The sequence below is a fragment of the Micrococcus sp. M4NT genome, from assembly GCF_033790745.1.
In the GTDB taxonomy this organism is placed as follows: domain Bacteria; phylum Actinomycetota; class Actinomycetes; order Actinomycetales; family Micrococcaceae; genus Micrococcus.
This window is the reverse complement of the sequence record NZ_JAMYEH010000005.1, coordinates 116,290-142,955: the sequence shown is the minus strand read 5'-3', so window position 1 is coordinate 142,955 and position 26,666 is coordinate 116,290. Positions and strand designations below refer to the sequence as shown.

General features: G+C 73.1%; 22 protein-coding genes, 4 tRNA genes and 2 pseudogenes. 14 read left to right on the top strand and 14 right to left on the bottom strand.

Annotation, left to right across the window (positions count from 1 at the left end):
• Window positions 1-15: 15 nt before the first annotated feature.
• Complete coding sequence (locus NJC10_RS04985) at window positions 16-2,010, top strand: heavy metal translocating P-type ATPase (RefSeq protein ID WP_413466393.1); 1,995 nt, start codon at window positions 16-18, stop codon at window positions 2,008-2,010.
• Here the strand turns inward: NJC10_RS04985 and NJC10_RS04980 are convergent.
• The 3 genes from NJC10_RS04980 to orn all read right to left on the bottom strand — a co-directional run bounded on the left by NJC10_RS04980 (window position 1,926) and on the right by orn (window position 3,140).
• The gene (locus tag NJC10_RS04980; RefSeq protein ID WP_126860527.1) at window positions 1,926-2,231 is read right to left on the bottom strand and encodes an antibiotic biosynthesis monooxygenase family protein; all 306 of its coding nucleotides are present in this window, start codon (window positions 2,229-2,231) and stop codon (window positions 1,926-1,928) included. The genes NJC10_RS04985 and NJC10_RS04980 overlap by 85 nt on opposite strands.
• A gap of 141 nt (window positions 2,232-2,372) precedes the next feature.
• A tRNA-His gene (locus tag NJC10_RS04975) sits at window positions 2,373-2,448 on the bottom strand.
• A 44-nt stretch (window positions 2,449-2,492) separates the two neighbouring features.
• Complete coding sequence (gene orn / locus NJC10_RS04970) at window positions 2,493-3,140, bottom strand: oligoribonuclease (protein ID WP_319074951.1); 648 nt, start codon at window positions 3,138-3,140, stop codon at window positions 2,493-2,495.
• 90 nt (window positions 3,141-3,230) lie between these two features.
• On the opposite strand from orn, the gene mptB (NJC10_RS04965) reads away from it, so the two are divergent.
• From mptB (NJC10_RS04965) to NJC10_RS04955, 3 genes are read left to right on the top strand one after another with little or no spacing between them, the layout of a single operon-like run.
• Complete coding sequence (gene mptB, locus NJC10_RS04965) at window positions 3,231-4,874, top strand: polyprenol phosphomannose-dependent alpha 1,6 mannosyltransferase MptB (RefSeq protein ID WP_319074950.1); 1,644 nt, start codon at window positions 3,231-3,233, stop codon at window positions 4,872-4,874.
• Window positions 4,871-6,454, top strand: a complete 1,584-nt coding sequence (gene mptB, locus NJC10_RS04960) for a polyprenol phosphomannose-dependent alpha 1,6 mannosyltransferase MptB (RefSeq protein WP_319074949.1) — start codon at window positions 4,871-4,873, stop codon at window positions 6,452-6,454. The genes mptB (NJC10_RS04965) and mptB (NJC10_RS04960) overlap by 4 nt, the downstream gene beginning before the upstream one ends.
• A complete protein-coding gene (locus NJC10_RS04955; protein WP_319074948.1) occupies window positions 6,451-7,797 on the top strand; it encodes a glycosyltransferase family 87 protein in 1,347 nt (448 codons plus the stop codon). The genes mptB (NJC10_RS04960) and NJC10_RS04955 overlap by 4 nt, the downstream gene beginning before the upstream one ends.
• Here the strand turns inward: NJC10_RS04955 and NJC10_RS04950 are convergent.
• The gene (locus NJC10_RS04950) at window positions 7,782-9,260 is read right to left on the bottom strand and encodes a DUF2079 domain-containing protein (RefSeq protein ID WP_319074947.1); all 1,479 of its coding nucleotides are present in this window, start codon (window positions 9,258-9,260) and stop codon (window positions 7,782-7,784) included. The two genes, NJC10_RS04955 and NJC10_RS04950, sit on opposite strands and share 16 nt — an antisense overlap.
• Window positions 9,261-9,324: 64 nt before the next feature.
• A tRNA-Arg gene (locus NJC10_RS04945) sits at window positions 9,325-9,398 on the bottom strand.
• A gap of 194 nt (window positions 9,399-9,592) precedes the next feature.
• On the opposite strand from NJC10_RS04945, the gene NJC10_RS04940 reads away from it, so the two are divergent.
• Both NJC10_RS04940 and ettA read left to right on the top strand, forming a co-directional pair.
• Window positions 9,593-10,150, top strand: coding sequence for a single-stranded DNA-binding protein (locus NJC10_RS04940; RefSeq protein WP_298713365.1), 558 nt, complete (start codon window positions 9,593-9,595; stop codon window positions 10,148-10,150).
• Between the two features lie 60 nt (window positions 10,151-10,210).
• Window positions 10,211-11,893, top strand: a complete 1,683-nt coding sequence (gene ettA / locus NJC10_RS04935; RefSeq protein WP_248114994.1) for an energy-dependent translational throttle protein EttA — start codon at window positions 10,211-10,213, stop codon at window positions 11,891-11,893.
• Window positions 11,894-11,983: 90 nt separating this feature from the next.
• Here the strand turns inward: ettA and NJC10_RS04930 are convergent, their stop codons facing one another.
• Window positions 11,984-12,976, bottom strand: coding sequence for an acyl-CoA thioesterase (locus tag NJC10_RS04930; protein ID WP_298713368.1), 993 nt, complete (start codon window positions 12,974-12,976; stop codon window positions 11,984-11,986).
• A gap of 96 nt (window positions 12,977-13,072) precedes the next feature.
• On the opposite strand from NJC10_RS04930, the gene NJC10_RS04925 reads away from it, so the two are divergent.
• Window positions 13,073-13,810, top strand: coding sequence for a hypothetical protein (locus NJC10_RS04925; RefSeq protein WP_319074946.1), 738 nt, complete (start codon window positions 13,073-13,075; stop codon window positions 13,808-13,810).
• Between the two features lie 5 nt (window positions 13,811-13,815).
• Here NJC10_RS04925 and NJC10_RS04920 read toward each other — a convergent pair whose 3' ends face one another.
• The 3 genes and pseudogenes from NJC10_RS04920 to pepN all read right to left on the bottom strand — a co-directional run bounded on the left by NJC10_RS04920 (window position 13,816) and on the right by pepN (window position 17,610).
• The gene (locus NJC10_RS04920; RefSeq protein ID WP_248115311.1) at window positions 13,816-14,187 is read right to left on the bottom strand and encodes a globin; all 372 of its coding nucleotides are present in this window, start codon (window positions 14,185-14,187) and stop codon (window positions 13,816-13,818) included.
• 270 nt (window positions 14,188-14,457) lie between these two features.
• Window positions 14,458-14,889: pseudogene (locus tag NJC10_RS04915) on the bottom strand (OsmC family protein); the annotation flags it as partial.
• A gap of 81 nt (window positions 14,890-14,970) precedes the next feature.
• Window positions 14,971-17,610, bottom strand: coding sequence for an aminopeptidase N (gene pepN, locus NJC10_RS04910; RefSeq protein WP_319074945.1), 2,640 nt, complete (start codon window positions 17,608-17,610; stop codon window positions 14,971-14,973).
• 208 nt (window positions 17,611-17,818) lie between these two features.
• On the opposite strand from pepN, the gene NJC10_RS04905 reads away from it, so the two are divergent.
• Window positions 17,819-18,292: a ribose-5-phosphate isomerase gene (locus tag NJC10_RS04905; RefSeq protein ID WP_319074943.1), complete on the top strand. Its 474-nt coding sequence runs from the start codon at window positions 17,819-17,821 to the stop codon at window positions 18,290-18,292.
• Complete coding sequence (locus NJC10_RS04900) at window positions 18,293-19,198, top strand: Fpg/Nei family DNA glycosylase (RefSeq protein WP_319074942.1); 906 nt, start codon at window positions 18,293-18,295, stop codon at window positions 19,196-19,198.
• Window positions 19,199-19,252: 54 nt separating this feature from the next.
• On the opposite strand, the gene NJC10_RS04895 is transcribed toward NJC10_RS04900, so the two are convergent.
• From NJC10_RS04895 to NJC10_RS04890, 3 genes and pseudogenes are all read right to left on the bottom strand, one after another.
• On the bottom strand, window positions 19,253-20,350 hold the full coding sequence (locus NJC10_RS04895) for an alkaline phosphatase D family protein (RefSeq protein ID WP_319075005.1): 1,098 nt from the start codon (window positions 20,348-20,350) through the stop codon (window positions 19,253-19,255).
• Between the two features lie 5 nt (window positions 20,351-20,355).
• Window positions 20,356-20,448 (bottom strand): annotated as a pseudogene (locus NJC10_RS11245) (hypothetical protein); the annotation flags it as partial.
• Window positions 20,445-20,744 carry a hypothetical protein gene (locus NJC10_RS04890; protein WP_319075009.1) on the bottom strand — a complete coding sequence of 100 codons (300 nt, stop codon included), beginning with the start codon at window positions 20,742-20,744 and terminating at the stop codon, window positions 20,445-20,447. The pseudogene NJC10_RS11245 and the gene NJC10_RS04890, both read right to left, overlap by 4 nt.
• Before the next feature lie 392 nt (window positions 20,745-21,136).
• Here NJC10_RS04890 and NJC10_RS04885 point away from each other — a divergent pair, with 392 nt between their 5' ends.
• Window positions 21,137-21,676, top strand: coding sequence for a hypothetical protein (locus tag NJC10_RS04885; protein WP_319074940.1), 540 nt, complete (start codon window positions 21,137-21,139; stop codon window positions 21,674-21,676).
• Window positions 21,677-21,785: 109 nt separating this feature from the next.
• Here NJC10_RS04885 and NJC10_RS04880 read toward each other — a convergent pair whose 3' ends face one another.
• Together NJC10_RS04880 and NJC10_RS04875 are read right to left on the bottom strand one after the other, a co-directional pair.
• Window positions 21,786-22,997 (bottom strand): glycosyltransferase 87 family protein, encoded by a 1,212-nt coding sequence (locus tag NJC10_RS04880; RefSeq protein ID WP_319074938.1) that lies wholly within the window; start codon window positions 22,995-22,997, stop codon window positions 21,786-21,788.
• A 106-nt stretch (window positions 22,998-23,103) separates the two neighbouring features.
• Window positions 23,104-23,174 (bottom strand) — tRNA-Gly (locus NJC10_RS04875).
• 54 nt (window positions 23,175-23,228) lie between these two features.
• On the opposite strand from NJC10_RS04875, the gene NJC10_RS04870 reads away from it, so the two are divergent.
• The 4 genes from NJC10_RS04870 to NJC10_RS04855 all read left to right on the top strand — a co-directional run bounded on the left by NJC10_RS04870 (window position 23,229) and on the right by NJC10_RS04855 (window position 26,658).
• On the top strand, window positions 23,229-24,146 hold the full coding sequence (locus tag NJC10_RS04870) for an SDR family oxidoreductase (RefSeq protein ID WP_319074936.1): 918 nt from the start codon (window positions 23,229-23,231) through the stop codon (window positions 24,144-24,146).
• An 83-nt stretch (window positions 24,147-24,229) separates the two neighbouring features.
• Window positions 24,230-24,303: transfer RNA gene (locus NJC10_RS04865), tRNA-Pro, on the top strand.
• A 46-nt stretch (window positions 24,304-24,349) separates the two neighbouring features.
• Complete coding sequence (gene tig, locus NJC10_RS04860; protein WP_319074935.1) at window positions 24,350-25,804, top strand: trigger factor; 1,455 nt, start codon at window positions 24,350-24,352, stop codon at window positions 25,802-25,804.
• A 260-nt stretch (window positions 25,805-26,064) separates the two neighbouring features.
• Window positions 26,065-26,658, top strand: coding sequence for a ClpP family protease (locus tag NJC10_RS04855; protein ID WP_248115310.1), 594 nt, complete (start codon window positions 26,065-26,067; stop codon window positions 26,656-26,658).
• Window positions 26,659-26,666: the final 8 nt, after the last annotated feature.

Here is a 26,666-nt window from a genome sequence, read left to right as displayed (position 1 = left end):
CGAACGGAGCCCGCCATGTCCACCCTCGCCGTCACACGCCCGGGCCGCACCCGTGCCCGGTTCACGTTGTCCCGCCGCTGGCGGCGTCCCGTGGTGGCCGGCCTGCTGATCGCCGTCTCACTCGTGCTGGCGCCCGAGCAGCTGGCCCACGGGACCGGACACCTCGTGGCGGCGGGCCTGATGCTCGCCGCCGCCGTCGTGGCCGGCCTGCCGATCGCGCGCGACGCGATCGCCGCCCTGCGGGTGAAGACCGTCGGCATCGACCTGCTCGTCGCCACCGCCGCGATCGGCGCGTCCCTGCTCGGCAATTTCTGGGAGGCCGCCGCCGTGACCTTCCTCTTCGCCCTCGGCCACGGCCTCGAGGACGCGACCCTGTCTCAGACTCGCTCGGCGCTCGCGGACCTCGTGTCCACGGCGCCCGAGACCGCCGTCGTCGTGGACGCAGACGGGACGCAGCGCACCGTGCCCGCCCACGAGGTGGCCCCCGGAGCGACCGTCCTCGTCAAGGCCGGCGCCCGGGTGCCGGTGGACGGCGTGGTGCTCACCGGGGTCGGCGCCGTGGACGAGGCATCCATCACGGGCGAGTCCATCCCGGCGGAGAAGACCGACGGCGACGCCATGTACGCGGGCACCGTGGCCACGGCAGGCCTGCTGCAGGTGCAGGCCCGGGACGTGGGCGCCGACACCACGCTGGCGCGCATCATCCACCGCGTCGAGGCGGCGCAGGAGGCCCGTGCGCGGACCCAGCAGTTCATGGACCGCTTCTCCCGCTGGTACACCCCGGCGATCATGGTGCTGGCCTTCGCGACCGGCCTGATCACGCGGGACGTCCCCCTGGCCCTGACCCTGCTGGTCATCGGCTGCCCGGGCGCCCTCGTGATCTCCATCCCGGTCGCGATCGTGGCGGGGATCGGCCGCGGCGCCAAGGACGGCGTGCTCATCAAGGGAGGGGAGTTCCTTGAGCGCTCCGCGAAGGTCGACGCCGTCGCCGTCGACAAGACCGGCACCCTCACGTCGGGCACCCCCGAGCTGACAGACGTCGTCGCGTTCGAGCCCGGGGCCGAGGACGAGGTGCTGCGCTGGGCCGCACGGCTCGAGGCGGCCGCGGACCACCCGCTGGCCGCGCCGGTCGTCGCGGCGGGCCGGGACCGCGGCCTGCTGGACGGCCCGCTGGCCACCGATGTGGACGTCGTCCTCGGCCGCGGGCTCACCGGAGAGGTGGACGGCCGTGTCGTCGCCGTGGGCAACGTGGCGCTGCTGCGCGAGCGCGGCGTGGATCCGGCCGCGACCGACCGGGTCGAGACCGTCGCGGCCGAGCTCGCGGAGGCGGGCCGGACCCCGGTGGCGGTCGTCGTCGACGGCATCCCGCTCGGCGTCCTCGCCATCGCAGACACCCTCCGGCCCGAGGCCGCGGGCATGATCCGGGCGCTGCACGGGATCGGCGTCCGCGAGGTCGTGATGCTGACCGGCGACCAGCCCGGCGTCGCGCAGGCCGTGGCCCGGCAGGTGGGCGTCGACGACGTGCGGGCGGGCCTGCTGCCCCAGGACAAGCTCGAGGCGATCGAGGCCCTGCAGGCCGAGGGCCGCGTCGTCGCGATGGTCGGTGACGGTGTCAACGACGCCCCGGCCCTGGCGACGGCGGACATCGGCGTGGCCATGGGCGCGGCCGGCTCCGGTGTGGCCATCGAGACTGCGGACATCGCCCTGATGGGCGACCGGCTCGAGCGGCTGCCGCAGGCGCTCGATCTGGCTCGGCGCACGGTGCGGGTGATGCGGCAGAACATCGCGATCTCCCTCGTGACCGTCGTGGCCCTGCTGGCCGGCGTCTTCATCGGCGGCGTCACGATGGCCGTCGGCATGCTCGTGCACGAGGCGTCCGTGCTGCTGGTCATCGTGAACGCGATGCGCCTGCTGCGGCGCCCGGGTCAGCCCAGGTCCACGACCTCGAACTCGAGCAGGTCGGCGCCCGTGGCGACCGGCGCCGGGCGGCCGCCCTGCTCGGCGGCGTGAGCGGCGGGCATGCGACCGTCCCGCCAGCGCTGGAAGTCCTCCTCCGACGCCCACGTCGTGACCACGAAGTAGCGGTCCTCGCCCGCCGTGGGCCGCAGCAGCTGGAACCCCTCGAAGCCCGGCTCCTGGTCCACCGCGTGCTTGCGGGCAGCGAACCGCTTCTCAAGTTCCGGGCCGGCGCCCTCGGGGACGGTGATGGCGTTGATCTTCACGACGGACACGGTGGCCTCCTGGAGACGGGACGGTGGGGGAGGGCGGGTGCCCTCCTGCCCTGCCAGGGTAGACCCCCGCCCGGCACTACCAGGAGCGCAACCACGGACACGACAAGGCCCCCGGAATCTGCATGATTCCGGGGGCCTCGGTGGGGTGAGCGACGGGGATTGAACCCGCGACCTTCTGGACCACAACCAGACGCTCTGCCGACTGAGCTACGCCCACCATGCATGCTCCCGATGGGGGTGACCCGTGCGGAGCAGCGGGTACTACTGTACACGATCCTGAGGGCCGCCCGCGCCAGCGGCGATCCGGGCCGAGATCGAGCGGGCCTCGTCCGACGTCGGGCCGGGGGCCGGGAGCATGACCGCCTCGCGGTAGTAGCGCAGCTCGGTGATCGAGTCCCGGATGTCGCCGAGGGCGCGGTGGCCGCCCGTCTTCGCCGGCGCCTGGTAGTAGGCGCGCGGGTACCAGCGCCGCGCGAGCTCCTTGAGCGTGGAGACGTCCACGATCCGGTAGTGCAGGTGCTCCACGACGCGCGGCATGTACCGGGACAGGAACAGCTTGTCCTGGCCCACGGAGTTGCCGGCCAGCAGGGCCCTGCCCGCGGGCACGCGCTCGGCGATGTAGGCCAGCACCCGCTCGGCAGCCTCCTCGAGGGGGAGCCCGGACTCGAACTCCTCGATCAGTCCGGACGTGGTGTGCATGTCCCGGACGAACGGGTCCATCTGGGCGAGGGCGGCCGCGGTCGGGCGGATCACGAGGTCCAGCCCCTCGTCGAGGAGCTCGAGCTCGGAGTCCGTGATGAGCACGGCCACCTCCACCAGCACGTCGACGTCCGGGTCCAGGCCGGTCATCTCGCAGTCGATCCAGACCAGCGGGGCGCGCTCCGGCGCGGGGGTGTTCGTGTCGCTCATGGAATCCAGGCTACTCGTGGACCACGATGATAGATTCGCCGTCAGTCCCACCCCGGGTTCCGACCCGGCCCGCACGGAAGGACACGCCCCATGAGCGCGCCCACCCCGCCGCCGTCGTCCCCGTCGGGGGAGCGGCCGGCGCCCGGCGGCGCGAGCGCAGCTCCGCGGCCGCTCGGCCCGGGCGGCTCGCCGCGCGTCCCGCTCCTCGTCGGGCTCCTGGGGTCCCTCCTGGTGGTGGCGGGCTCCTACAGCGTGGGCTGGCTCGCGTCCGTCTCCCCCCTGAACCGCTGGCAGTGGCTCATCCCGTGGCGCACGGACGAGGCGGGCGTCCTCACCGGCATCACGCTCCTCACCCTCGGCTTCTGGCTCCTGTTCTGGGCCTGGATCCGTCTCGGCCAGACCGTGGACCCGCGCGGCGGCGGGACGGTGGGCACCATGACCTGGGCGTCGGCCCTGTGGAGCGCCCCCCTCCTGGTGGCGCTGCCCATCCTGAGCCGGGACATGTACGCGTACGTGGCCCAGGGGCGCATGATGGCGGCCGGGAAGAACCCCTACGAGGACAGCATCTCCGACGTCTCGAACTGGCTCCAGCTCGGTGCGGACTCCATGTGGGCCTACGACGGCACCCCCTACGGGCCCGTCTTCCTGTGGGTGGAGCAGGCGGTGGTGAACGCCAGCGGGGGAGAGAACCCGGACCTGGCCATCGTGCTCTTCCGCCTCGTGGCGGTGCTCGGCGTGGTCCTCACCGCGGTCTTCGTGCCCCTGCTCGCACGCCGCACGGGGACGCCGCCCGGCTGGGCGCAGTGGCTCACCACCGCCAACCCGCTCGTCATCATCCACTTCGTCGCCTCCGGCCACAACGACGCCCTCATGGTGGGCCTGGCGCTCGCCGGCACGTGGTGCGCCCTGCGCGCCGGGCGCCCGGAGCGGCCCCAGTCAGCGCTCGCCTCGGCCGGGTGGGGCCTGGCCGGCGTGCTCCTCGTGACCCTCTCGCTCGGCGTCAAGCCCATCACCGTGGTGCTCCTGCCGTTCATCGGCCTGCTGTGGGCGGGCCCCCGAGCCGGGTGGCCCCGTCGCTTCGCCTACTGGGCGACGACGGCGGTGACCTCCGCCCTCATCATGCTCGCGGTGGGGCACGCCAACGGCTACGGCTTCGGCTGGGTGTCCGTCATGGCGAGCACGGGTACGGGCACGTCCCCGTGGGCGCCCATCGGCATGCTCTCCAGCGTGACCATCGGGGTCCTGGAGGCGCTCGGGAACGATGTGGACCGCAGCGGCATCGAGGGCCTCTACAAGACGGCCGGACGCCTCCTCTCGGTGCTCGTGGTGGCCGTGCTCATGTTCCGGGGCCGCCAGGACCGGATCCTGCCTCGGATGACGTGGGCGTTCACTGCACTGGTGGTGCTCTCCCCGGTGATCCACCCGTGGTACCTGCTGTGGCTGCTGCCCTTCTTCGCCGTGATCGGCATCCCGGACGACTGGCGGCTGACGTGGGTGTTCTTCACCGTGTGCTTCTTCCTCACCTACGGCGCCCAGGACCAGCTGTTCACGTGGCCGTTCCTGGAGATCGCGGGCGAGGTGAAGGTCGTCTCGCTGGCGGTCTCGGCCCTGTGCCTCGTGTGGATCCTGCTCCTGGACCCGCACACGCGGCACGTCCTCCGCGGCAGGATGCCCGGCCGTCACGAGCTCCGGACGGTCGCCCGCAGCGTGAGGCGCCGGCCGGAGGTCCGGTGAAGCACGGTGCCGAGGCGCCGGATCCCCGTGCGGCCGTGCGGGAGGGGACCGTCGCCGCCGTGCTCATCATGGTCGCCTCGTGGGGCGTGGGGTGGCTGCCGATGACCACGGACACCGTCTTCGCCGGCACGCGGCTGCTCAACCCGCTGCGCGCCAACCTCGTGGGCGTGATCGGGTGCGCGGTCCTGCTGGCGGTCGGCTGCCTGCTGCTGGCCCGCGCGTGGCTGCGGCTCGGGCGCGCCCTGCGCGGCCGCTGGGACTCCCAGGGCTCAGCGGTGACGCGCGCGGCGTGGCAGTGGTCCCTCCCGATGCTGGGCGCCTTCCCCATCTTCTCCCGGGACGTCTACTCCTACCTCCAGCAGGGGCGGGTGGTGGCGCTCGGGCTGGACCCCTACCGGGAGGGCGTCTCCCGGCTGCCCGGGTGGTTCATGCAGGGGGCGGACTCCATCTGGGCCGAGTCCCCGTCTCCGTACGGCCCGCTGTTCCTGCTCTTCGCGGAGGGGGCGTGGCGGTTCTCCGGCGGGAACATCGAGCTCGGGGTGCTGTGCTTCCGGCTCCTCGCCCTGGCCGGGATGGCCCTGTGCCTGTGGGCCGTGCGCCGCCTCGCGGACGCGGCGGGCCGCGGCGGCCGCTGGGCCGCGTGGCTGTGCGTGGCGAACCCGCTGTTCCTGCTCTACATGGTGGCCGGCGCCCACAATGACGCCCTCATGAGCGGGCTCATGCTGGCCGGTCTCCTGTTGCTGGTGCGCCTTCCGCGCCGTCGCCTCCACGGACTGTGGGGCCTCGTGCTCATCTCGCTCTCGGTGGCCATCAAGCCGCTGACCGCGCTGGCCCTGCCGTTCGCCGCCCTCCTGCTGCCCGCCGGCTGGGCGCCCTTCCGCGCCGGCGGGCGGCCGCCTCGGCGCCGCGAGCGCCTCGGCCCCTGGATCACGACGGCGGCGACCGCCCTGGCCGTCCTGACGATCCTGGGAGCGGGCACGGGGCTGTGGTTCGGGTGGGCGGCCGCCATGCTCACGAGCGGCGACGCCGCCTTCCCCTATGCGCCGGTGGGACTGGTGGGGCTCGGCCTCGGCTGGCTCGTGGACGCGGTGAGCCCCGTGCCCGCCCGGTCGGCCGCGAACGCGTTCTACACGCTGATGACGCTGGCCGCGCTGGTCTTCACCGCCTGGATGGCGCTGCGCCGCCGCCCCGTGGACCCGGTGCTCTCCTCCGCCGCCGTGCTCGTCGTGGCCGTGCTCACGGCGCCCATCATCCAGCCGTGGTATCTGCTCTGGGTGCTGCCGCTGTTCGCGTGCGCCCTCCCCGGCACGCCCCGCGGACCGCTCCACCCGCGCTGGCTGGGCTGGGTGACGGCGTTGGCCGTCCTGCTGCTCATCGGCGTCGGCGTGGTGGACCAGATCTCCGTGGCCCAGTGGATGCCGCTCGCGGCCGTGCGCGGGGCGACGGCGCTCGCCGCCCTCGTCGGCATCCTCCTGATCGCGTTCCGCGACCCGTCCACCGCCGTGCTGTTCCCCGGCCGCGGCAGTGCCCCGCTCGAGATGATCGAGCCCCGCCCCGCCATCCCCCGGGAGGGACCATGAGCGACCGTGACCGCCCCGCCTCCGGCCCCGCTTCTCGCCGGGTCGCCGTCCTCCTCGGCGCGACGGCGCTGGCCGCCGTCCTCGGCCTGCTGAGCAAGCAGTGGTGCCGCGTGCACGGCTGGGCCGCCCCGGGCGTGCACGTGCACCTGTGCTATTCGGACTTCGCGCAGCTGTTCCCCACGCGGGGCCTGGCCGACGGGCACTTCCCCTTCTCCGCGTCGCTGCCGCCGGAGCAGTGGATGGAGTACCCGGCGCTGCTGGCCGTCGTCGCGGGGGTCACCTCCTGGCTCGTGCCCGCCGGCGGATCCCTGCACGAGCGCACCGTGGCCTACTTCGACGTGAACGCGGCCGGCGTGGTGCTCTGCTGGATGGTCACGGTGGTGGCGACGGCGTCCACGGCGCGCGGTCGGTCGCGGGACGCGCTCCTGGTGGCCCTCGCGCCGGGGGTCGTCCTGACCTCGATGCTCAACTGGGACCTGTGGGCGGTCATGCTCGCCGCCCTGGCCCTGTGGGCGTGGTCCGCGGACCGCCCCACGCTCTCGGGCGTGCTCCTCGGCCTGGGCGCCGCCGCGAAGCTCTACCCCCTGTTCTTCTTCGGCGCCCTCCTGGTCCTCGCGCTGCGCACGGGCCGGTGGGCGGGGTTCGGGAGGGCGCTCGCGGCCGGGACGGCGGCGTGGCTGGCCGTGAACCTCCCGTTCATGCTGACGGCGTTCGACCAGTGGGCGCGCTTCTACGCCTTCTCGGGCGAGCGCGCGGTCTCCTTCTCCTCGGTGTGGCTCGCGTTCGTGTGGACCGGATGGTCCGGGGAGACGTTCTCGCTGGTGTCGAACGGGCTGTTCGCGGTGTGCTGCGCGGGGATCGCGTGGCTGGGGCTGGCGGCCCCGGTGCGCCCTCGCCTGGCCCAGCTCTGCCTGCTGATCGTGGCGGCGTTCCTGCTCCTGGGGAAGGTGTACTCGCCGCAGTTCGTGATGTGGCTGATCCCGCTCGTCGTCCTCGCGACGCCGCGGCGCCGGATGTTCTGGGCCTGGCAGGTCGTGGAGGTCTACCACTGGGCCGGAGTCTGGATGGAGTCCGCGCGCATCACGTCCGGCGGGACGTTCGGCGGGGCCTGGGCCACCCTCTGGTACGGCTCGGGAGTGGTGCTGCACGTGGCCGCCGTCGCCTGGATCTGCGTCACCGTCATCCGTGACGTCCTTGACCCGGCGCGGGACCCGGTGCGACGCACCGCCCTCGAGCGGGGCGCGCCGTGCGTCGCCCCGGGCATCGCGGAGGACCCGAACGCGGGCCCGTTCTGGGGCGCGCCGGACGGCCCGCTGGCCGCCGCCGTTCAGCGGCGGAGGTAGTCCGAGCACGTCGGGTCCACCGCGCGCCCCGGGTGGTGGAGCACGATCACCCCGTCCTCGGACCACACCCGTTGGAAGCCGAGGGCGCGGGCGCGTTCCAGGACCTGCCCGGGTGTCAGCGGGTCCCACCCGCCGGGCTCCTCCTCCTGCAGGTCCACGATGGTCCAGGTGGCCAGCTCGTCGCCGATGTCCCCGGCGAGGCCCACGTACGTCCGCGTGGTCAGGTGGGGGATGACGTGGTCCGGGGCCTCGACGCACACGCCGTCCGGGATGAGGGAGACCGCGCGGTCGAGGCTGCGCGCGTGCGCCGTGACCGCCATGTCCCCCGTGAGGGTGCGGTGGAACGGGAAGACGAGCGGGAACACGGCCGTGCCGAGCAACGAGACGCCCAGGGCCGCGGCGACGAGCACCGTGGGCAGCCGCCGCAGCTCCTCCCGCCGGGCCGCCAGCCGGTGCGCCGCCTCGAGCGCGGCCATCAGGAGGATGGGCGCCAGGATGGCGTCGTACTGGAAGACGGGGCTCCACACGGTGAGCCGGTCGTTGAAGAGGCGAGAGAGCAGGACGGGCATCGCCAGCAGCGTCAACGGGCTGAGGAGCGGCAGGAGCAGCAGGGGCACGAGGTGCAGGAGCAGCAGGGCGATCTTCAACGGGTGGTCCACCAGCACCCCGACGGCGGAGAGCGGCCGCGTGAGGATGAACAGGAGGGAGGAGGGAAGGTCCGGGCCGAGCGCCGTGAACTGCCAGTAGCCGAAGCTCCCCGTGGGGGAGAAGCGGGGGATGGCGACGGACGTGGCGAACCAGTAGCCGGCCACGCCCAGGACCGCGGTGACGGCGGCCTGCACCCGGTGGCCGCGGATCGCGAGCACCAGCGCCACCGCCACGAGCGTGACGCCCATGTCCTCGCGCACCGTGAGGAGGCTCGCGGCGAGCGCCGTGACGGTCCACGGGCGGCCCCCGTCCAGGGCCCAGACCAGCCACCCCATGAGGGGCACGCCCAGGGTGATCTCGTGGAAGTCCCAGTTGACCATGGCCTGGAAGGGCCAGGAGAGCAGCAGCGCCGCGGCCGCGCCCAGGGCGAGGCCGTGGCCCGACCGGCGGCGGGCGAACAGGTACACCGGCACCGCGGCCAGCGCGAGGGCCAGCGCCATGACGATCCCGAGCACGCGGGGGTCGTCCCAGATCCAGTAGGCGGGCGCCAGCAGGGCGAGGACCGGGTGGAAGTGGTCGCCCAGGAGGTGGAAGCCCACCCCCTTGACCGGCACGATCGGTGGCTTGAAGAGGGCGTACTGCCGGATCGCCTGGTCGAAGATCCCGAGGTCGTAGCCCTTCGACTCGTAGGCCCGGTGGCGCAGGAACGAATGGGTCACGGCCAGGGCCGTGAACGCGGCCAGCAGCAGCGCGAGGTGCCATCGCTCCCGCGGAGCGGGCCACGCGCGCCGACGATCCAGGGGGGGCCTCCTCATGCTCGGGCCTCCTGACGCTCGGGACGACGACGACGGTGCGCGGCGGCAGGGCGCGGCACGGCGGTGCCCCAGGAGGGATTCGAACCCCCGACCGGCGGATTAGAAGGCCGCTGCTCTGTCCAGCTGAGCTACTGGGGCTGGGCCGTGCCATTCTACCGGCCGGGCTCGGCGTCGTTCCTGCACAGGCGACGTCCGCGCCCGGCGGGTCCCCAGCGCGGCGGACGCGCCGGACGCCGGCCGCTCCGGGGGCGTCTGATGGGGGTGGCGGATCGACCGATGCGCCGCAGACCCGCTCCGGGCCGGGCCCGGGGCCGCGCAGAGAAGGACCCATCATGCAGGACACCATCACCATCCGCGGCTTCGTCGCCACCGACCCCGCCGTCCGCCACACCGCCTCCGGCACCACGGTGGCGGGCTTCCGCCTGGCCACCACGGAGCGGCGCTTCGACCGGGACGCCGGCACGTGGGTGGACGCCCACACCAACTGGTACAGCGTCTCCGCATTCGGTCAGCTCGGCTCGAACACCGCGCAGTCGATCAAGAAGGGCAACCCCGTGATCGTCACCGGCCGCCTGCGGGTGCGGGACTGGTCCACGGAGGAGCGCTCGGGGACGTCCGTGGACGTCGTGGCGGACGCCGTCGGCCTGGACCTGGGCTACGGCTCGGGGGCCTTCGTGCGGAACCAGCGCGCCTCGGCGCCGCGGGAGGAGCCGCGCGAGGAGCGGGCCGCCGGCGCCGAGCCGGCCGAGGACTTCGGGGGTCCGGCCCATGACGCCTTCGCGCCGGCCCGCGCGGACCGCCCGGCCGACGACGGCGGCGAGGAGCAGGAGGGCGACGAGCGCGTGGGGGAGGAGGCGGCGCGCACCCCGGGCGTGCTCACGGCGGCCTGAGGCGAGCGGGGCGGCCGTCGGATGAGAGGAATCCGGCGGCCACCCACTAGCCTGGGACGCATGGCGGAATTCATCTACACGATGGTCAAGGCCCGGAAGAAGGTCGGCGACAAGCTGATCCTGGACGATGTGACGATGTCGTTCTATCCGGGCGCGAAGATCGGCATGGTCGGCCCCAACGGTGCCGGCAAGTCCACGATCCTGAAGATCATGGCGGGGCTCGACGAGCCCTCGAACGGCGACGCCCGGCTCTCGCCCGGGTACTCCGTCGGCATCCTCATGCAGGAGCCGAAGCTGGACGAGTCCAAGACCGTCCTGGAGAACGTCCAGGAGGGCGTGGGCGAGATCTACGGCAAGATCCAGCGCTACAACCAGATCTCCGAGGAGATGGCGAATCCGGACGCGGACTTCGACGCCCTGATGGAGGAGATGGGCTCGCTGCAGACGGACATCGACGCCGCCGACGCGTGGGACATCGACTCCCAGCTCGAGCAGGCCATGGACGCCCTTCGCACGCCCCCGGCCGACGAGCCCGTGACCAAGCTCTCCGGCGGTGAGCGCCGCCGCGTGGCCCTGTGCAAGCTCCTGCTCCAGAAGCCGGACCTGCTGCTCCTCGACGAGCCCACCAACCACCTGGACGCGGAGTCCGTGCTGTGGCTCGAGCAGCACCTGGCCGCCTACCCCGGCGCCGTCGTCGCCGTGACCCACGACCGCTACTTCCTGGACCACGTGGCCCAGTGGATCTGCGAGGTCGACCGCGGCCGCCTCTACCCCTACGAGGGCAACTACTCCACGTACCTGGAGACCAAGCGCGCGCGCCTCGAGGTGCAGGGCAAGAAGGACGCCAAGCTCGCCAAGCGCCTCGCCGAGGAGCTCGACTGGGTGCGCTCCAACTCGAAGGGCCGCCAGGCCAAGTCGAAGGCCCGCCTGGCCCGCTACGAGGAGATGGCCGCCGAGGCCGAGAAGACCCGGAAGCTCGACTTCGAGGAGATCCAGATCCCGCCGGGCCCGCGCCTGGGCAACACCGTCATCGAGGCCACGGACCTGAAGAAGGGCTTCGGGGACCGCGTGCTCATCGACGGCCTGTCCTTCTCCCTGCCGCGCAACGGCATCGTGGGCGTCATCGGCCCCAACGGCGTCGGCAAGACCACGCTGTTCAAGACCATCGTGGGGCTCGAGCCCCTCGACGGCGGCGACCTCAAGGTCGGCGAGACCGTGAAGATCTCCTACGTGGACCAGTCCCGCGCGAACATCGACCCCGAGAAGTCGCTGTGGGAGGTCGTCTCGGACGGCCTGGACTACATCAAGGTCGGCAACGTGGAGATGCCCTCCCGCGCCTACGTCTCCGCGTTCGGCTTCAAGGGCCCGGACCAGCAGAAGAAGGCCGGTGTGCTCTCCGGCGGTGAGCGCAACCGCCTCAACCTGGCGCTGACGCTCAAGGAGGGCGGCAACCTGCTGCTCCTCGACGAGCCCACCAACGACCTGGACGTCGAGACGCTGACCTCGCTCGAGAACGCGCTGCTCGAGTTCCCGGGGTGCGCCGTCGTGGTCTCGCACGACCGCTGGTTCCTCGACCGCGTGGCCACGCACATGCTCGCGTACGAGGGCACCGCCGAGGACCCGGCGAACTGGTACTGGTATGAGGGGAACTTCGAGTCCTATGAGGCGAACAAGGTGGACCGCCTCGGCCCGGACGCCGCGCGCCCGCACCGCGTGACCCACCGCAAGCTCACGCGCGACTGACCGTCCCGCCGGGACGACGACGGCCCGCCTCGGACGATCGAGGCGGGCCGTCGTCGTCTGCGCCCGAGGGCCTGGATGACGGGGGGTGTCTCAGCGGCGCCAGCTGCGGCGCAGCAGGGTCCGCATGGTCAGGCGCTGGGCGGCGTCCTGGACCTTCGCACGGGTCGCCGCATGGCCCTGCGGCAGGCGCACCATCCCCTCCTGGGCCACGGTGGCCACCAGCTCGCCCTCGCGGGTGAAGACCGAGCCCTGGCCGAGCCCGCGCGCGCCCTGGGCGCTGGGGGAGTGCTGGACGTAGAGCAGCCACTCGTCGACGCGGGCCGCACGGTGGAACCACATCGCGTGGTCCAGCGACGCGACGGACATGCCCGGCTGCACCCAGGCCACCCCGTGCTGGCGCAGGATCGGCTCGAGCAGCGTGTAGTCGGACGCGTACGTCAGGGCGGCCAGGTGCAGGCGCGGGTCGTCGGCCAGCGGCGTGAATGTCTTCATCCACACCATGTTCGTGTTCTGGGCCCGGGCCGCGCGGTCCACGTAGATGGGGGACTGGACGTGGCGGATGTCGAAGGGGCGGGACCAGGACCACTCCTGCGCCACGGGGTGGCGGATGTTGCCCAGGACGTCGGCGGTGGTGGGCAGCTCCTCCGGGGCCGGGACGTCCTCGGGCATGGCCACCTGGTGGTCCACTCCCTCGGCCGGCTCCTGGAAGGAGCACGTCAGGGCGAGGATGGCCTTCTCGTTCTGGGACGCGAGCACGCGCCGCACGGAGAAGGAGCGGCCGTCGCGGAGCGTCTCCACGGTGAAGGTGATCGGCTGCAGCGCGTCCCCGGGGCGGATGAAGTACCCGTGGATCGAGTGCGCGGGCCGGGTGCCCGCCACGGTCCGCGCGGCCGCGGCCAGCGCCTGGGCGAGCACCTGACCGCCGAAGACGCGGCCGTGCGCCTGCCGCGGCGTGGTGCCGGTGAACCGCGGCTCGCCGGTGACGGGGTCCGGGCCGGCGTCTGCCAGGTCGAGGATGCCACGCAGCAGGTCGGTGGGGTCCTTCGGCGCGGAGGCGGGGCGCTTCGGGGTGCGCGGCGTCATGGGGTGCTCCCTTTCCTGGAGTGGTCCGTGCGGCGCCCGGGCCGATTCCGGGCACGGGGCGGGTCCGGGCGGGGCCGAACCTGGGACAATGCTGTCATGAGCCAGCAGCCCCCCTCCACCGGCACCCCCCGCGACCGGGACGGCGTCCCCGTCCTGACCTTCGTCGACGAGCGCGCCGTCCGCGACCTCGAGCAGTTCGCCACGCGCGCCCGCCGCGTGGCCGACACGGGGATGCGCCTGGACGTCGTCGCGGAGGCGGGGTCCTCCCGCACGCCGATGCTCGCGCAGTGGGTCTCCGTGCTGCAGCCGCAGGGTCTCGGCGACCAGGTCCCCGTGGTCCTCGGCCTGCGCACCGTTCCGCTCGCGACGGCGGACGGGGTCGCCGGACTCGACGTCGTCGTCCCGCTCGGGGCCGTGACGGAGCGCACCGCCCGCATGCGCGGGCAGGACCCGGTGGACCTCGCGTTCCCCGTCCCGCCGACCCGTGAGCAGGTCTCCTGGACCGCGCTGACGCCGCCGCGCTCCGGCTGGACCCCGGCCGCCGAGGTGGCGGACGAGGAGCTGATCGAGGTGGCCTCCCGCGGCGTGGAGGCCGTGCGGGCGGCTCTGCCCGAGAACCCCGGCGAGGCCGTGGTGCGCCAGGTCCGTGCCCGCATGTGGGGCCCCACCCTCGGCGGGGACGCCCTCCAGTTCCCCGCGGGCATGGCGTTCGGCGCGCACGCGCTGGGCTTCCTGCTCCCGGGCAGCCACGCCCGCCTGAGCACCGCCGGCCCGTGGACCCGGCTCGACACCCCGGGTGGCTTCGTCCTGGGGAGGGCCGCCGTCGCGGTCTGAGAGAGTCAGGCGGAGTTCTGCAGCGAGTGCGCCGCCCGCTCGAGGTAGTCCCACAGTTCGGCCTCGTGCAGCGGGGACAGGTCCAGGGTGTCCAGGGCGGCGCGCATGTTCCGCAGCCAGGCGTCGCGGGCGGCAGGGTCGACCTTGTAGGGCGCGTGGCGCATGCGCAGGCGGGGGTGGCCCCGCTGCTCGGAGTACGTCCTCGGACCGCCCCAGTACTGCTCGAGGAACAGGCGCAGGCGCACCTCGGCGCCGGCGAAGTCCTCCTGCGGGTACATGGGCGCGAGCAGCTCGTCCTCGCGGACGCGCGAGTAGAACTCGTGCACGAGCTTCGAGAACGTCGCGTGCCCGCCGACCGCGTCGTAGAAGCTGGTCATCCGGTCGGGCGCGGTGGGCCCCGCCGTCGTCGGGCCCCTCTGCGCGTCGCGCGCGCGGACCTGGTCAACGGGCGCGGGGGCGCCGTCCTTCGTGATCGGCTCCACCTCGGTGGGCCGGTTCTCCATGCCGGTCACGGCGCTCGGCCGGTTCGCGCCGCGCGGGCGCAGCACCGCGAGCGGAGCGCCCAGGCGGGAGGACAGGTCGGGGAGCCCGGACGACGTCGCGGGCCCGGTGCCCGGGCCGTCGCCGGCGACCGGCTCCACCGTCACCGGCGCGGAGAGTGAATTCGCGATGAAGCAGAGCCGGTGCGCCTCGGCGTGCAGGGCGTCGGCCTCGCCGCGGTGGGACTCGTCGGCCAGGCGCACCTCGGGGCGCAGGGTGATCGAGGCGAAGCGCCCCGCGCCGTCGCCGTCCACCTCGATCTCGCCGGACGCCGTGCAGGCCATGCCGGTCACCACGAGTCCCGAGGTCGCGGCGGCGTGCAGGTAGGAGAGCGTGTGGCACTCGGCGAGCGCGCCGAGCAGGAGGGTCTCCGGATTCCACTTCGAGTCGTCTCCGCGGAAGGGCCGGGCCGCCGACGCGTGGATCTCCCCGACGCCGGCGTCCTGGATGACCACGGAGCGGTCGTAGTCGCGGACGCCGGACGTGCCGGTCCCGCGGTCGCCGGTCCACTCGGTGCGCAGCGTGAAGGTGTGCTTCATCCTCCCAGCCTAGTGCCGCACCAGGACGCGCCACGGGCCGAACCCGTCGAGGGTCCGGTCCCGTGCCGGGGAGGGGCCGCGTCAGCCCGCGGCGGACACCTCGTGCACGTTCTCCTCCGCATGCGCGCGAGCGGCGAGGGCGCGGACCATCTCGTCGCGGCCCTCGGCCACCACGCGGGACAGGCCCGCGCGGGAGCCCTTCACCCGCTCGGAGAGCTCGGTCGCCCGGTCCGCCACCTCCTGGCCCACCTGCGCCGCCGGGAACCCGAGGGTCGCCGCGGTCTCGGCCATCTCGTGCGAGCGCGAGTCCCACACCTGCTCGATGCGGGAGAAGTACTCCTCGGCGTAGGGGGCGATCAGGGAGCGGTCGTGCACCCGGCCGAAGCCGATGAGCGCCTGGCGCTGCTCCGTATTGGACAGCTCGCCGGCCACCACCCGGCGCCACGCCTCCTGCTTGGCCTCGGCGGTGGGCACGGCGGCGCGGGCCTGCAGCGCCGCGAGCGCGCCGGTGGCGGTGGCGTCGGCCTGCGCGGCCGCCGCGATCTGCTCCTCGCCCGCGCGGCCCGCGGCCACGAGCGCGGTGAGCAGCTCCCACTTCAGGTCCGTCGTGAGGTCCAGCCCGGGCAGCACGCTGCGCTCGTCCACGACGGCGTCGAGGGCGTCGAGCTGCGCGCCCGTCCGCGCGTGCAGGGCGAAGGCCTTGACGAACTGCAGCTGGTTGTCCGACCCGGCCTCGGCCTGCTCCGTCAGGGCCCACAGCCGGTCCGCCACGCGCTCGCGCGCCGGGCGGGACTGCGCCTCGGGCAGGTACTGGGACAGCGACGTCGCCAGCTGGCGCAGCAGGGTCTGCACCACGGTGGAGTCCCGCTCCTCGCCGATGTTCGCCAGGATGAGCTCGGCGAACCACGCGGCCGAGGCCTCGCCGTCGCGCACGGTGTCCCATGCGGCGCCCCACAGAAGGGTGCGCGGCAGGGAGCCGTCCACGTCCTTCAGGCGGGTGGACGCGGCCTCCCACGAGGCGTCGTCGAGGCGGATCTTGGCGTAGGCGAGGTCGTCGTCGTTGGGCAGGATCAGCGCGGGGCGACGGCGGCCCGCGGCCTCCGCCACCTCGGTCAGCTCGCCCGCCACGTCCAGCTCGAAGCGGTCGGTCCGGGTCAGGCGGCCGGTCGCCTCGTCGACGTCGTAGAAGCCGACCGCGAGGCGGTGCGGGCGCAGGATGTCGTCGCCGGGCGCGGTGGGGGAGCCGTCCGGCGCGGTCTGGCGCAGGCGCAGGGAGGCGATCGTGCCGCTCGCGTCCGTGTCCACCTCCACATGGAGGGTGTTCACGCCGGAGGTCTCGAGCCACTGGCGGGTCCACTCGGAGAGGTCCCGGCCGGAGGAGGCCTCGAGCTCCGTCATGAGGTCCGGCAGCTCGGTGTTGGACCACGCGTGCTTGGCGATGTACTCGCGCACGCCGGCCATGAAGTTCTCCTGACCCACCCACGCGACGAGCTGACGAAGCACCGAGGCCCCCTTGGCGTAGGTGATGCCGTCGAAGTTCACGAGCACGTCGTCGAGGTCGCGGATCTGCGCCGTGATCGGGTGCGTGGAGGAGAGCTGGTCCTGGCGGTACGCCCAGTTCTTCTCCATCGAGGAGAACGTGGTCCACGCGCCGGTGTACTCCGTGTTCTCGGCCGCGGCGAGCGTGGACATGAACTCGGCGAAGGACTCGTTGAGCCACAGGTCGTTCCACCAGCGCATGGTCACGAGGTCGCCGAACCACATGTGGGCGAGCTCATGCAGGATGGTGATGGCGCGGCGCTCGACGACGGCCTCCGTGACCGTGCCGCGGAAGACGTAGCTCTCGAGGAACGTCACGCAGCCGGCGTTCTCCATGGCGCCCGCGTTGAACTCCGGCACGAAGAGCTGGTCGTACTTCTCGAACGGGTAGGGGTGGCCGTACTGCGCCTCGAAGAACTCGAAGCCGCGACGGGTGAGGTCGAAGACGGCGTCCGCGTCGAGGTGCTCGAAGAGGGAGGCGCGGCAGTACACGCCGAGGGGGATGGTGCGGCCGTCCGCGCTGGTCAGCTCGGAATGCGTGGACCTGTACGGGCCGGCCACGAGGGCGGTGATGTAGGAGGAGATGCGCGGGGTGGGGGCGAACTCCCACACGGCGGCGTCCACGCCGCCGAGGTTGTCCTCGTTCTCGACGCGGCCCAGCGGGCGGCGGGACGTCTCCGGCTGGTTGGAGACGACGGCCCAGTGCGCCGGCGCCGTGACCCTGAACGCGAAGGACGCCTTCAGGTCCGGCTGCTCGAACACGGGGAACATGCGGCGGGAGTCCGGCACCTCGAACTGGGTGTAGAGGTACACCTCCTGGTCCACCGGGTCCACGAAGCGGTGCAGGCCCTCACCGGTGGTCGAGTAGTCGCCCTCGGCCTCCACCACGAGCGTGTTCTGCGCGGCCAGCGGGCCGACGGCCACGCGGGCGCCGTCGAAGTCCGCGACGTCAAGGCGTTCGCCGTTGAGCGTGACCGCGCGGGGCGCCGTCGTCGCCACCCAGTCGATCCAGGTGCTCGAGCCCACCGCGTCCTCGCTCGCCGCGAAGGTGACGGTGCTCGTCACGGCGAAGCGCTCGGCGCCGCGGGCGAGGTCCAGGCTCACCTCGTAGGCGTCCACGGTCAGGGCGGCGGCGCGCTGCGCGGCCTCCTCGCGGGTGATGTTCAGGCGTGCGGAGCTCACGGAACCTCCAGGGGTAGGGAAGGGACGACGACGGCCGGTGCGGGATGTGCCCCGGCTCACTGCCCGCCATTGTGTCACCTGAGCCGGACACCCCGCCCGGCGGCCGCGCTCCGGCTGTGGTGTGGATCGCCTGCCCCCGGTCACCCGGGCCGACGTCTCCGCTCGGTAGGCTGGTCGCCGACCCTCCGCCTACCTTCCGGGAGCCCCCATGCGCGTCCACATCGCCACCGACCACGCCGGGATGGAGCTGTCCGCCCACCTCGTGGAGCACCTGACCGCGCAGGGCTACGAGATGGTGGACCACGGCCCCGCCGAGTACGACGCCCTCGACGACTACCCGGGCTTCTGCATCAACGCGGCCGAGGCCGTCGCGGCGGAGCGCGCCGAGGGGAAGGACTCCCTCGGCATCGTCCTCGGCGGCTCCGGCAACGGTGAGCAGATCGCCGCGAACAAGGTGCAGGGCGTCCGCGCCGCGCTGGCCTGGAACCTCAGCACCGCGAAGCTCGCCCGCGAGCACAACGACGCGAACGTCGTCGCCGTGGGCGGCCGGCAGCACAGCCTCGAGGAGGCCACCGCGATCATCGAGGCGTTCCTCGCCGAGCCCTTCAGCGAGGACGAGCGCCACGTGCGCCGCATCGGCAAGATCGCGCGCTACGAGGTGACCGGCGAGGTCGTGATGTGAGTGCCTGAGGGGCACTCCATCCACCGTCTCGCGCGCCAGTTCACCGACGTCTTCGGCGGCGAGATCCTGGGCGCCTCGAGCCCGCAGGGGCGGTTCACCGAGGGCGCGGCGCTGATCGACGGGCGCGTCCTCGAGCGCGCGTGGGCGCACGGCAAGCACTTCTTCGCCGACGTCGAGGACGGTCTGTCGCTCAACGTCCACCTCGGCATGTACGGGGCATGGACCTTCGGCGGGGACGAGACGTTCGCCGCAGCCTCGTCCATCGGCGCGCCGCGGCGCATCGGGGAGCGGGAGGTGCAGGGCGGCCCGGCCACATCCGGCCTCGCCCACGACGACGGCTGGGTCGTCCCGCCGCCACCGGCCCCCACGGTGCGCTTGCGCCTGCGCTCCGCGCACGGCTGGGCGGATCTGATCGGGGCCGCGCAGTGCCGGCTGCTCACCGCCGACGAGGTGGAGCAGGTGACCGCGACGCTCGGTCCCGACCCCCTCAACGGTGACGACCCCACCCCCTTCCTGCGGCTCGCCGCCCGCACGAGGCGGCCGATCGGCGTCGTGCTCATGGACCAGTCGGCCGCGAGCGGGATCGGCAACATCTTCCGTGCCGAGGCCCTGTTCCGCGCCGGGATCGACCCGTGGAGACCCGCGAGGGACGTGGGGGAGGAGGCGCTGTGCGCCCTGTGGGACGACAACGCCGCGCTCATGTGCGAGGGCGTGCGTCTCGGACGCATCGTGACGACGCGCCCCGAGCACCGGCCCGGCGTTCCCGCCGAGGAGGCGTGGCCCGAGCATGCGACCTACGTCTACCACCGCCACGGCCGGCCGTGCCTGGTGTGCGGGCGGGATGCGATCGTGGTGGAGGAGATGGCCGCGCGGAAGCTGTACCGCTGCACCGTGTGCCAGACGTGACCGTGCCGAGGCCGACCGTCGTCCGTCCTGTGGGGCGGCGGTCGGCCCGCTCCGTCAGCGGGGCGTGTCGGCGCGCCGGCCGACCGGTCCGGCGGCCGCCCGCAGGGTGCGCTCCCCGCGGCGGGTGACGTAGGAGAACGCGTGCACCGGCTCGATGCCGCGCACGACGCGCGGATCGGGCACGGCCGCCGTCGGCAGCGGGGTCGGGTGCCAGTCGGCCTGCACGCGTTCCGGGGTGACGTCCACGCAGACCCAGCCGTGTCCGATCCCGTCCAGGTGCTTCACGTGGGGGTTCATGGCCTGGAGGGCGCCGGTGAGCTGACGGGTGCGTGTCACGCCGCCCACCGGGTCGGCCGTGCCGCCGCTGAACTCGAAGAAGCCGTCGCTGGAGACGGAGGGGCAGACGAACTCGACGCCGGTCGAGCGCTCGCCACGGTCGGCGACCAGCTCGTTCGCCCGCGAGGAGTGGGTGTCGCCCGTGAGGACCACGGCGTCGGCACGCGCCTGGCACAGGGAGTCGACCATGTCCCGCTGCGCCGGTCGATAGCCGTCCCACTGGTCGGCGTTGACGATCGTCGCGCCTGACGCCCCGAGCGCGGCCCCGGGCCACAGCACCCGCGTCATCACGATCTGCTGGCCGATCGGGTGCCACAGCTCCGCGGCGCGGCGCACGCCGTCCTGCAGCCACCGGGTCCGGGCGGGCTCGGTGAGCACGCGGGCCGGATCCTCCATGACCGCGTCGGTCACCGGATTCCCCAGGGGCAGGAAGCCGCAGGCCCGGCGGGACCGGTTCTGGCGGGTGTCGGCGATGCTGAGCTGGGCGAGGTCGCCGAAGGGGAACCGGCGGAAGCAGCGGGTCCCCTCGTGCGGCACCGACTGGTCGGGCAGCCGCACCGGCATCCACTCGAGGTAGGCCTGGAGCGTGGACGCCTTACGGGCCGCGTCGTCGCCCTCGCCCGGCTGGTGGTTCTGGGCGCCGTCGGCCCACGCGTCGTTCGTGATCTCGTGGTCGTCGACGATCGTGATCCAGGGAAGCGCCTGGTGCGCGGCCTGCTGGTCCGGGTCGGACTTCTGGAGGGCGTGGCGACGTCGGGGGCCGTCTGGGTGCGGCCGACCGGGCTGTGCTCGCCCCGCGCGCTGAACCGGTACCAGTAGCGCGTGCAGGGGCCCAGGCCGTCGACGTCGACCTTGACGGTGTGGTCGGAGGCGGCGCTCGTCTTGACGTGGCCGCGGCGAACCACGCGCTTCATGTCGGGGTCGCGGGCCACCTCCCTCTGCACCACGAGCGGCTTGCCCAGGCCCGAGCCGGGGGTGGCCGCCCGGCCTCCGCGGCCGGGATCGGGGGAGTGGCGCGGGTCCAGATGACCACGCGGTCCGCCAGGGGAACGCCGGAGGCCACGCCGTAGCCGAAGACGCCGGTGCGGGCGGGGGCCGTCGCCGCGGCGGCGTCGGTCTTCCGCAGGGTGATGGCGGCGGTGCCGGCGACGGCAGCGGCGCACTGGAGGAGACCGCGGCGGGAGACGGCGGAGACGAAGGAGAAGTCCATGGCGGCCGTTCTACGCGCGGGGTGCGATGACGGGGCGACCACGGCGTGAATGATGCAGGCCCACCGGGCGAACGGCGGGTGCCGCGCGCCCCTGCGGCACCGTCGTTCGCCTGGGATGGTGAACACCACCTCAAGCCACCGGTGACGTGAAGCCTGCGAAGGGGCGCGACCCCCCAGGTCAGCGGGGTATTCCTGGACGCAGAGGTGCCCAATTTGTTGTGCGGGGCTGTGCCTATACTGTTCTCGGCGTTGTCGGGAGGGCGAACCGGCTCTCAGTTGAAGCGCTGGCCCACCACCTCCCGTACACCAGCAGAGGACTTCGCATGCCGCACCCGGCCACTCCTGTCTCCCGCTCTTCCGTCGTCCGCGGCCTGGCCTGGAGCGTGCCCGCCGTGGCTGCCGTCGCCGCGGCCCCGTTCGCCGCCGCGTCACCGAGCGTCGTGTACACGGTGGCGTTCGCCGCCTCCGGCGCCGGCACCGCCACCCCCGTCGCGACCACGCCGCCTGTGACGCCCGCTCCGCCCACGCTGCTCGTCGGTGTCGCGGCATCGAGCGGGGGCACCATCAGCGGTGCGGGCAGCGCCCTCACGATTTCGGGCTCCACGACGGTGACCTTCACCTTCGACCGTGCGGTCACCAACATCACCTTCACCCTCTCCGGGATCAATGCCGTGCTGAACAGCGGCGCGAAGGGGTTCCAGGATGTGGTCGCGCTCACCCCGGCACCGACCAGGGCGACGCTCGCCAACGGCGCGACGGGCGCCGGCACCACCGCTTCGCCGTACACGGTCACTGCCGAGGGCGTGAACGGCACGGTGGCAGTGACCCTTGCCGGACCTATCCGCTCGTTCAGCCTGACGCTCTCCTCGGCCCGTGGCTCGGCCACTCCCAGCATCGATCTGCTCAACATGCGGTTCAACGCGGCGGTCTGACCTGCGCGCCAAGCCGACGTCGGCTGGCCCGTCCTGAACCGGCGCACACGACGAAGGGCCCGGCACACTGTGCCGGGCCCTTCGTCGTGTGCGCCGGGCGGGGCCGCACTCAGCGCGCCGAGTGCTCCACCGGCTCTGCATGGTCCGCGCTCCGGTGCGTCAGGCTCGCGGCAAGCGTGAGCCCGAGCAGCACCAGCATGCCCAGGGGGATCACGGCGCCCGTGGCCGCGTTGATCCACCCGTCCCCGAAGGCGTTCGCCAGGTGCTTGGACGTGTACGCGAGAGCGGCCAGCGTGAGGCCGGCGACCGTCACCGCGGCGATCCGCAGCGCACGGCTCCGCGCCCCGGCCGTCACCGCGAGCACCGCGTAGAGGAACACGGGCCACCACACGAAGTGATGCACCCAGCTGATGGGGGAGATCAGCAGCGGGACGGCACTGGTCAGGCCCAGGAGGACGATCCGGTCCTGTCCGCGCTCCCGCCGGAGCAGGACGGCCACGAGGCCGATCACCACGGCGACGCCGAGCAGCCACGGGAGCGTCTCGTGCTCCGTGAAGCGCGCGAGCATCCCGCGCACGGACGCGTTGTCGATGTAGTCGATCCCGCCCACGCGGGAGGGGTCCCGCAGCACCGAGGTCCAGAACCGCCAGGTGGGCTCCGGGGCCGCGAGGAATCCGATGGCCTGCGTGGCCAGGAAGGCGCCTCCGGCCAGCAGGATGGTGCGGAACCGGCCCAGCATGAGGGGCAGCAGGAGGAGGGCCAGCGGGGTCAGCTTGATGCCGGCGGTCACGCCCACGGCGACGGCGAACCACGCCCACGGATGCCGGCGCGAGGCGAGCGCGAGGTAGACCGAGGCCATGAGCACCACGTTGATCTGGCCATAGGTGAGCGTCTCACGGCCGGGCATGGCGAGGAGCGCCACGACGGTGAGCACCCAGGCGGGCACCCGCCACCGGGGCAGGGCCGCGCGCAGGCGTCCGGTCAGGTCGCGGCTGACCAGGTGCATCAGCACGGCGGTGAGCACCGTCAGCACTCCGAGGGAGACGGGCAGCGGGACCAGGGTCAGCGGGGTGAACAGCAGGGCCGCGAAGGTGGGGTACGTGAACGGCAGCCCCGGATCGCCCACCGGGCCCAGGATCGGGGCGTAGAGGTCCGCCTCCGGGTCCAGCAGGGCCAGGCCGCCCTCCCGGTACACGGCGAGGTCGAGCCCGCTCCCCGGCGTGAGGAGGACGATGAGCAGGGCGGCGGCGACGGGGATCGCCCAGGCCGCGGCACGGGCGGCCGGGGAGGACGGCGCGGGGGCGGTGTGCCGGTGGGACACGATCGGGTGCTCCTTCGCTCGGATCGGCTCACGACCTGGGCGGAGGACGCCGACATGAAGAAGTCCCGGTCGCCGCCGTGGAGACGACGGCGGGCCGGGACGGACGAGGGGATGACGGGAATCGAACCCGCGTAGCCAGTTTGGAAGACTGGGGCTCTACCATTGAGCTACATCCCCGGGCCATCCGCGAGGATCGCGGACCAGCGCCAGCCAGACTAGCACGGAGGCGCCATGCCGCTTCGTCCCCCCTCACCCGGTGCCGCCGCCCGCGGCCTCCGCTCCGTCGTCCCCGTCCGACGCCGCCTGCCGCTCGCCGGTCGCACCGTGCTCGTCACCGGTGCCGGCTCCGGGATCGGCCGCCTCATGGCCCTCGGTGCGGCGGAGCGGGGCGCGGCCCGCGTGCTCGTGTGGGATCGGGACGAGGCGGCCGCGCTCGCCGTCGCGCAGGAGGCCACGTCCCGGGGCGCCCAGGGCGTCGCCGAGCGGATCGACGTCACGGACGCCGCCGCCGTCGCCGCGGCCGCCGAGCGCGCGGGCGAGGTGGACGTGGCCGTCAACAACGCGGGCGTCGTGACCGGCGCGCGCCTCGAGGACGCCACGGAGGAGGGGATCCGCCGCACCTTCGAGGTGAACGCGCTGGCTCCCTATTGGCTCACCCGCGCGGTGCTCCCCGGGATGCGGGCGCGGGGGCGCGGGGCGATCGTCACGGTGGCCTCGGCCGCCGGGCTCGTGGGCGTCGCCCGGCAGACCGACTACTCGGCCTCCAAGCACGCCGCCGTCGGCTTCGCCGAGTCGCTGGGCGCCGAGCTCCGCAAGGAGGGCAGCCCCGTCACCTCGCTCGTCGTGTGCCCGTACTACGTCAGCACCGGCATGTTCGTCGGCGTCCGCACCCGCATCCCCGCGCTCCTGCCGATCCTGCGGCCGGAGGCGGTGGCCGACGCGGTGCTGGACGCGGTGGAGGCGGGCCGCCGTCGGCTCCTCCTGCCCCGGGCCGTGGGGCTCATCGCCCCCCTGCGCGCCCTGCCCGGCGGCGCCTTCGACGCCGCCATGGACGTCCTCGGCGTCAATGCCACCATGGACGCGTTCACGGGCCGGTCGACGCCGACGGCTCCGCCCCCGGTTTTCGCCCCGGACCGCGCGGCGCGCTAGGATTCCACAGTCTGCCCTGCAGGCAGCGTCTCGGGTGCCCGGCGTGCGATCGCGTGAGCCCGACCGGCGTCATCTCCAGACGACGGGGTGTAGCTCAGCTTGGTAGAGCGCGCGCTTTGGGAGCGTGAGGCCGCAGGTTCAAATCCTGTCACCCCGACACTGTCGTCACATCCATCCGTCATCCAGTGCAACAGGAGCCATCCGTGGTCAAGTCCACCGCAGAGAACCTCAGCCCGACCCGCGTCAAGCTGACCGTCGAGGTGCCGTTCGAGGAGGTGAAGCCCGCGCTGGACAAGGCGTTCAAGGACATCGCCCAGCAGGTCCAGATCCCCGGCTTCCGTGCCGGCAAGGTCCCCGCGCGCATGATCGAGCAGCGCTTCGGACTCGAGGCCGTGGTGGACCAGGCCGTCAACGAGGGCCTGAACACGTGGTTCACGCAGGCCGTCTCGGAGGCCGAGGTCACCCCGATCTCCCGCCCCGAGGTGGACGTGACCGCCTCCCCGGACTCCGCGAACCGCGAGGCCCCGGTGGCCTTCACCGCCGAGTTCGATGTGCGCCCCACCATCGAGCTGCCCGACTACAAGGGCCTCAAGGTCACCGTGGAGCCCGCCGCCGCCTCGGAGGAGGACGAGCAGAAGGCCCTCGACGCCCTGCGAGCCCGCTTCGGCACCCTCAAGGACGTGGACCGTCCCGCGGGCAAGGACGACTTCGTCACCGTCTCGCTGACCGCCACCGTGGACGGCGAGCAGGTCGACCAGGCCGAGGGCCTCTCCTACCAGGTGGGCGCCGGCACCATGCTCGACGGCATCGACGAGGCCCTCGACGGCCTGTCCGCCGGCGAGGACGCCACCTTCGAGACCACCCTCAACGGCGGCGAGCACGACGGCCGCACCGCCACCGTGAAGGTGCAGCTCACCGCCGTGAAGGACCGCGAGCTGCCCGAGGCCGACGACGACTTCGCCCAGCTGGCCTCCGAGTTCGACACGATCGAGGAGCTGAAGGCCGACCTCAAGAAGAAGGCCGCCGAGGACGCCGTGACCCGTCAGGGCGTCGAGGCGCGCGACAAGGTCCTCGAGGAGCTGGGCAAGCTCGTCGAGGTGCCCGTGCCGGACGGCGTGATCGCAGAGCAGCTCGAGCAGCACTTCTCCGCGGGCGGCCACGAGTCCGGTGACGACCACGACACCCCGGAGCACCGCGCCGAGCTGGAGAAGAACACCCGCGAGGCGTTCGCCAACGAGGTCCTCCTCGACGAGGTCGCCGAGGCAGAGTCCGTGACCGTGGACCAGGGCGAGCTGATCGAGTACATCATCGCCACGTCCTCCGAGTACGGCATGGACCCGAACCAGTTCGCCATGATGCTCGACCAGGCGGGCCAGATCCCGATGATCATGGGCGAGGTCCGCCGCCGCAAGGCGCTGGCCGAGGTGCTCAAGCACGCCGAGGTCACCGACACCGAGGGCAACGCCGTGGACCTCACGGCGTTCGTGACCCCGGGCGGCGCTGACGCCGTGGAGGCCCCGGTGGAGGACGCCCCCGCCGAGGAGCAGCCGGCCGAGAAGCCCGCGAAGAAGGCCCCGGCCAAGAAGGCGGCCGCCAAGAAGGCGGCGGCGAAGAAGGACGAGGCCGCGGCCGAGTCCGAGGAGCCCACCGAGGCCTGATCCTCCTGCGGGCCCGTGCCCGCCGTGCACCGGCGCCCCCGTCCCCTGTGGACGGGGGCGCCGGTGCGTCCGCCGCCGGGCGGCGTCGTCGACCTGCGCCAACAGCGAAACGCCCCCGGCACGTCCTCGCGCGGCGAGGGCGCCCGGATAGTGTCGACCTCGATCAGGGACCCGTCTCCGCGCCCGAAGCGGCGCACGGACGGGGGCCAGCGAAGCATCTCGACAGGAAGGCAGCAGTGATGACTGACATCACCCCCCGCATGACCTCGGTGGATCCCGAGCAGCGCGAGGACTACCTCTACAAGCGGCTGCTGCAGGAGCGCATCGTCTGGCTCGGTTCGGACGTGCGCGACGACAACGCGAACGCGATCTGCTCCCAGCTGCTCCTGCTCTCCGCGGAGGACCCGGAGAAGGACATCTACCTGTACATCAACTCGCCGGGCGGCTCCGTCACGGCGGGCATGGCGATCTACGACACCATGCAGTACATCCCGAACGACGTCGTGACCGTGGCCACCGGCCTCGCGGCGTCGATGGGCCAGTTCCTGCTCGCATCGGGCGCGAAGGGCAAGCGCTACGCCACCCCTCATGCCCGCATCCTCATGCACCAGCCCTCGGGCGGCATCGGCGGCACGGAGTCGGACATCCGCATCCAGGCACAGCTCATCCTGCACATGAAGCGGGTCATGGCCGAGCTCACCGCGGAGCAGACCGGCCAGTCCGTCGAGACCATCCTCGAGGACAACGCGCGTGACAAGTGGTTCACCGCCGCGGAGGCCCGGGAGTACGGCTTCATCGACCACATCGCCGAGCGGGCGTCGTCCGTGTCCGGCGGCGGCGGCGTCCAGGGCTGACTCCTTCC

What these genes read in the sequence shown, in the direction of transcription:
- NJC10_RS04890 (WP_319075009.1), bottom strand. Translation starts at nt 20,744, where the DNA reads ATGGACTTCTCCTTCGTCTCCGCCGTCTCCCGCCGCGGTCTCCTCCAG.
- NJC10_RS04855 (WP_248115310.1), top strand. Translation starts at nt 26,065, where the DNA reads ATGACCTCGGTGGATCCCGAGCAGCGCGAGGACTACCTCTACAAGCGG.
- NJC10_RS04985 (WP_413466393.1), top strand. Translation starts at nt 16, where the DNA reads ATGTCCACCCTCGCCGTCACACGCCCGGGCCGCACCCGTGCCCGGTTC.
- NJC10_RS04920 (WP_248115311.1), bottom strand. Translation starts at nt 14,187, where the DNA reads ATGACCAGCTTCTACGACGCGGTCGGCGGGCACGCGACGTTCTCGAAG.
- NJC10_RS04870 (WP_319074936.1), top strand. Translation starts at nt 23,229, where the DNA reads ATGCCGCTTCGTCCCCCCTCACCCGGTGCCGCCGCCCGCGGCCTCCGC.
- NJC10_RS04925 (WP_319074946.1), top strand. Translation starts at nt 13,073, where the DNA reads ATGAGCCAGCAGCCCCCCTCCACCGGCACCCCCCGCGACCGGGACGGC.
- NJC10_RS04905 (WP_319074943.1), top strand. Translation starts at nt 17,819, where the DNA reads ATGCGCGTCCACATCGCCACCGACCACGCCGGGATGGAGCTGTCCGCC.
- NJC10_RS04955 (WP_319074948.1), top strand. Translation starts at nt 6,451, where the DNA reads ATGAGCGACCGTGACCGCCCCGCCTCCGGCCCCGCTTCTCGCCGGGTC.
- ettA (WP_248114994.1), top strand. Translation starts at nt 10,211, where the DNA reads ATGGCGGAATTCATCTACACGATGGTCAAGGCCCGGAAGAAGGTCGGC.
- NJC10_RS04940 (WP_298713365.1), top strand. Translation starts at nt 9,593, where the DNA reads ATGCAGGACACCATCACCATCCGCGGCTTCGTCGCCACCGACCCCGCC.
- NJC10_RS04930 (WP_298713368.1), bottom strand. Translation starts at nt 12,976, where the DNA reads ATGACGCCGCGCACCCCGAAGCGCCCCGCCTCCGCGCCGAAGGACCCC.
- mptB (WP_319074950.1), top strand. Translation starts at nt 3,231, where the DNA reads ATGAGCGCGCCCACCCCGCCGCCGTCGTCCCCGTCGGGGGAGCGGCCG.
- NJC10_RS04950 (WP_319074947.1), bottom strand. Translation starts at nt 9,260, where the DNA reads ATGAGGAGGCCCCCCCTGGATCGTCGGCGCGCGTGGCCCGCTCCGCGG.
- orn (WP_319074951.1), bottom strand. Translation starts at nt 3,140, where the DNA reads ATGAGCGACACGAACACCCCCGCGCCGGAGCGCGCCCCGCTGGTCTGG.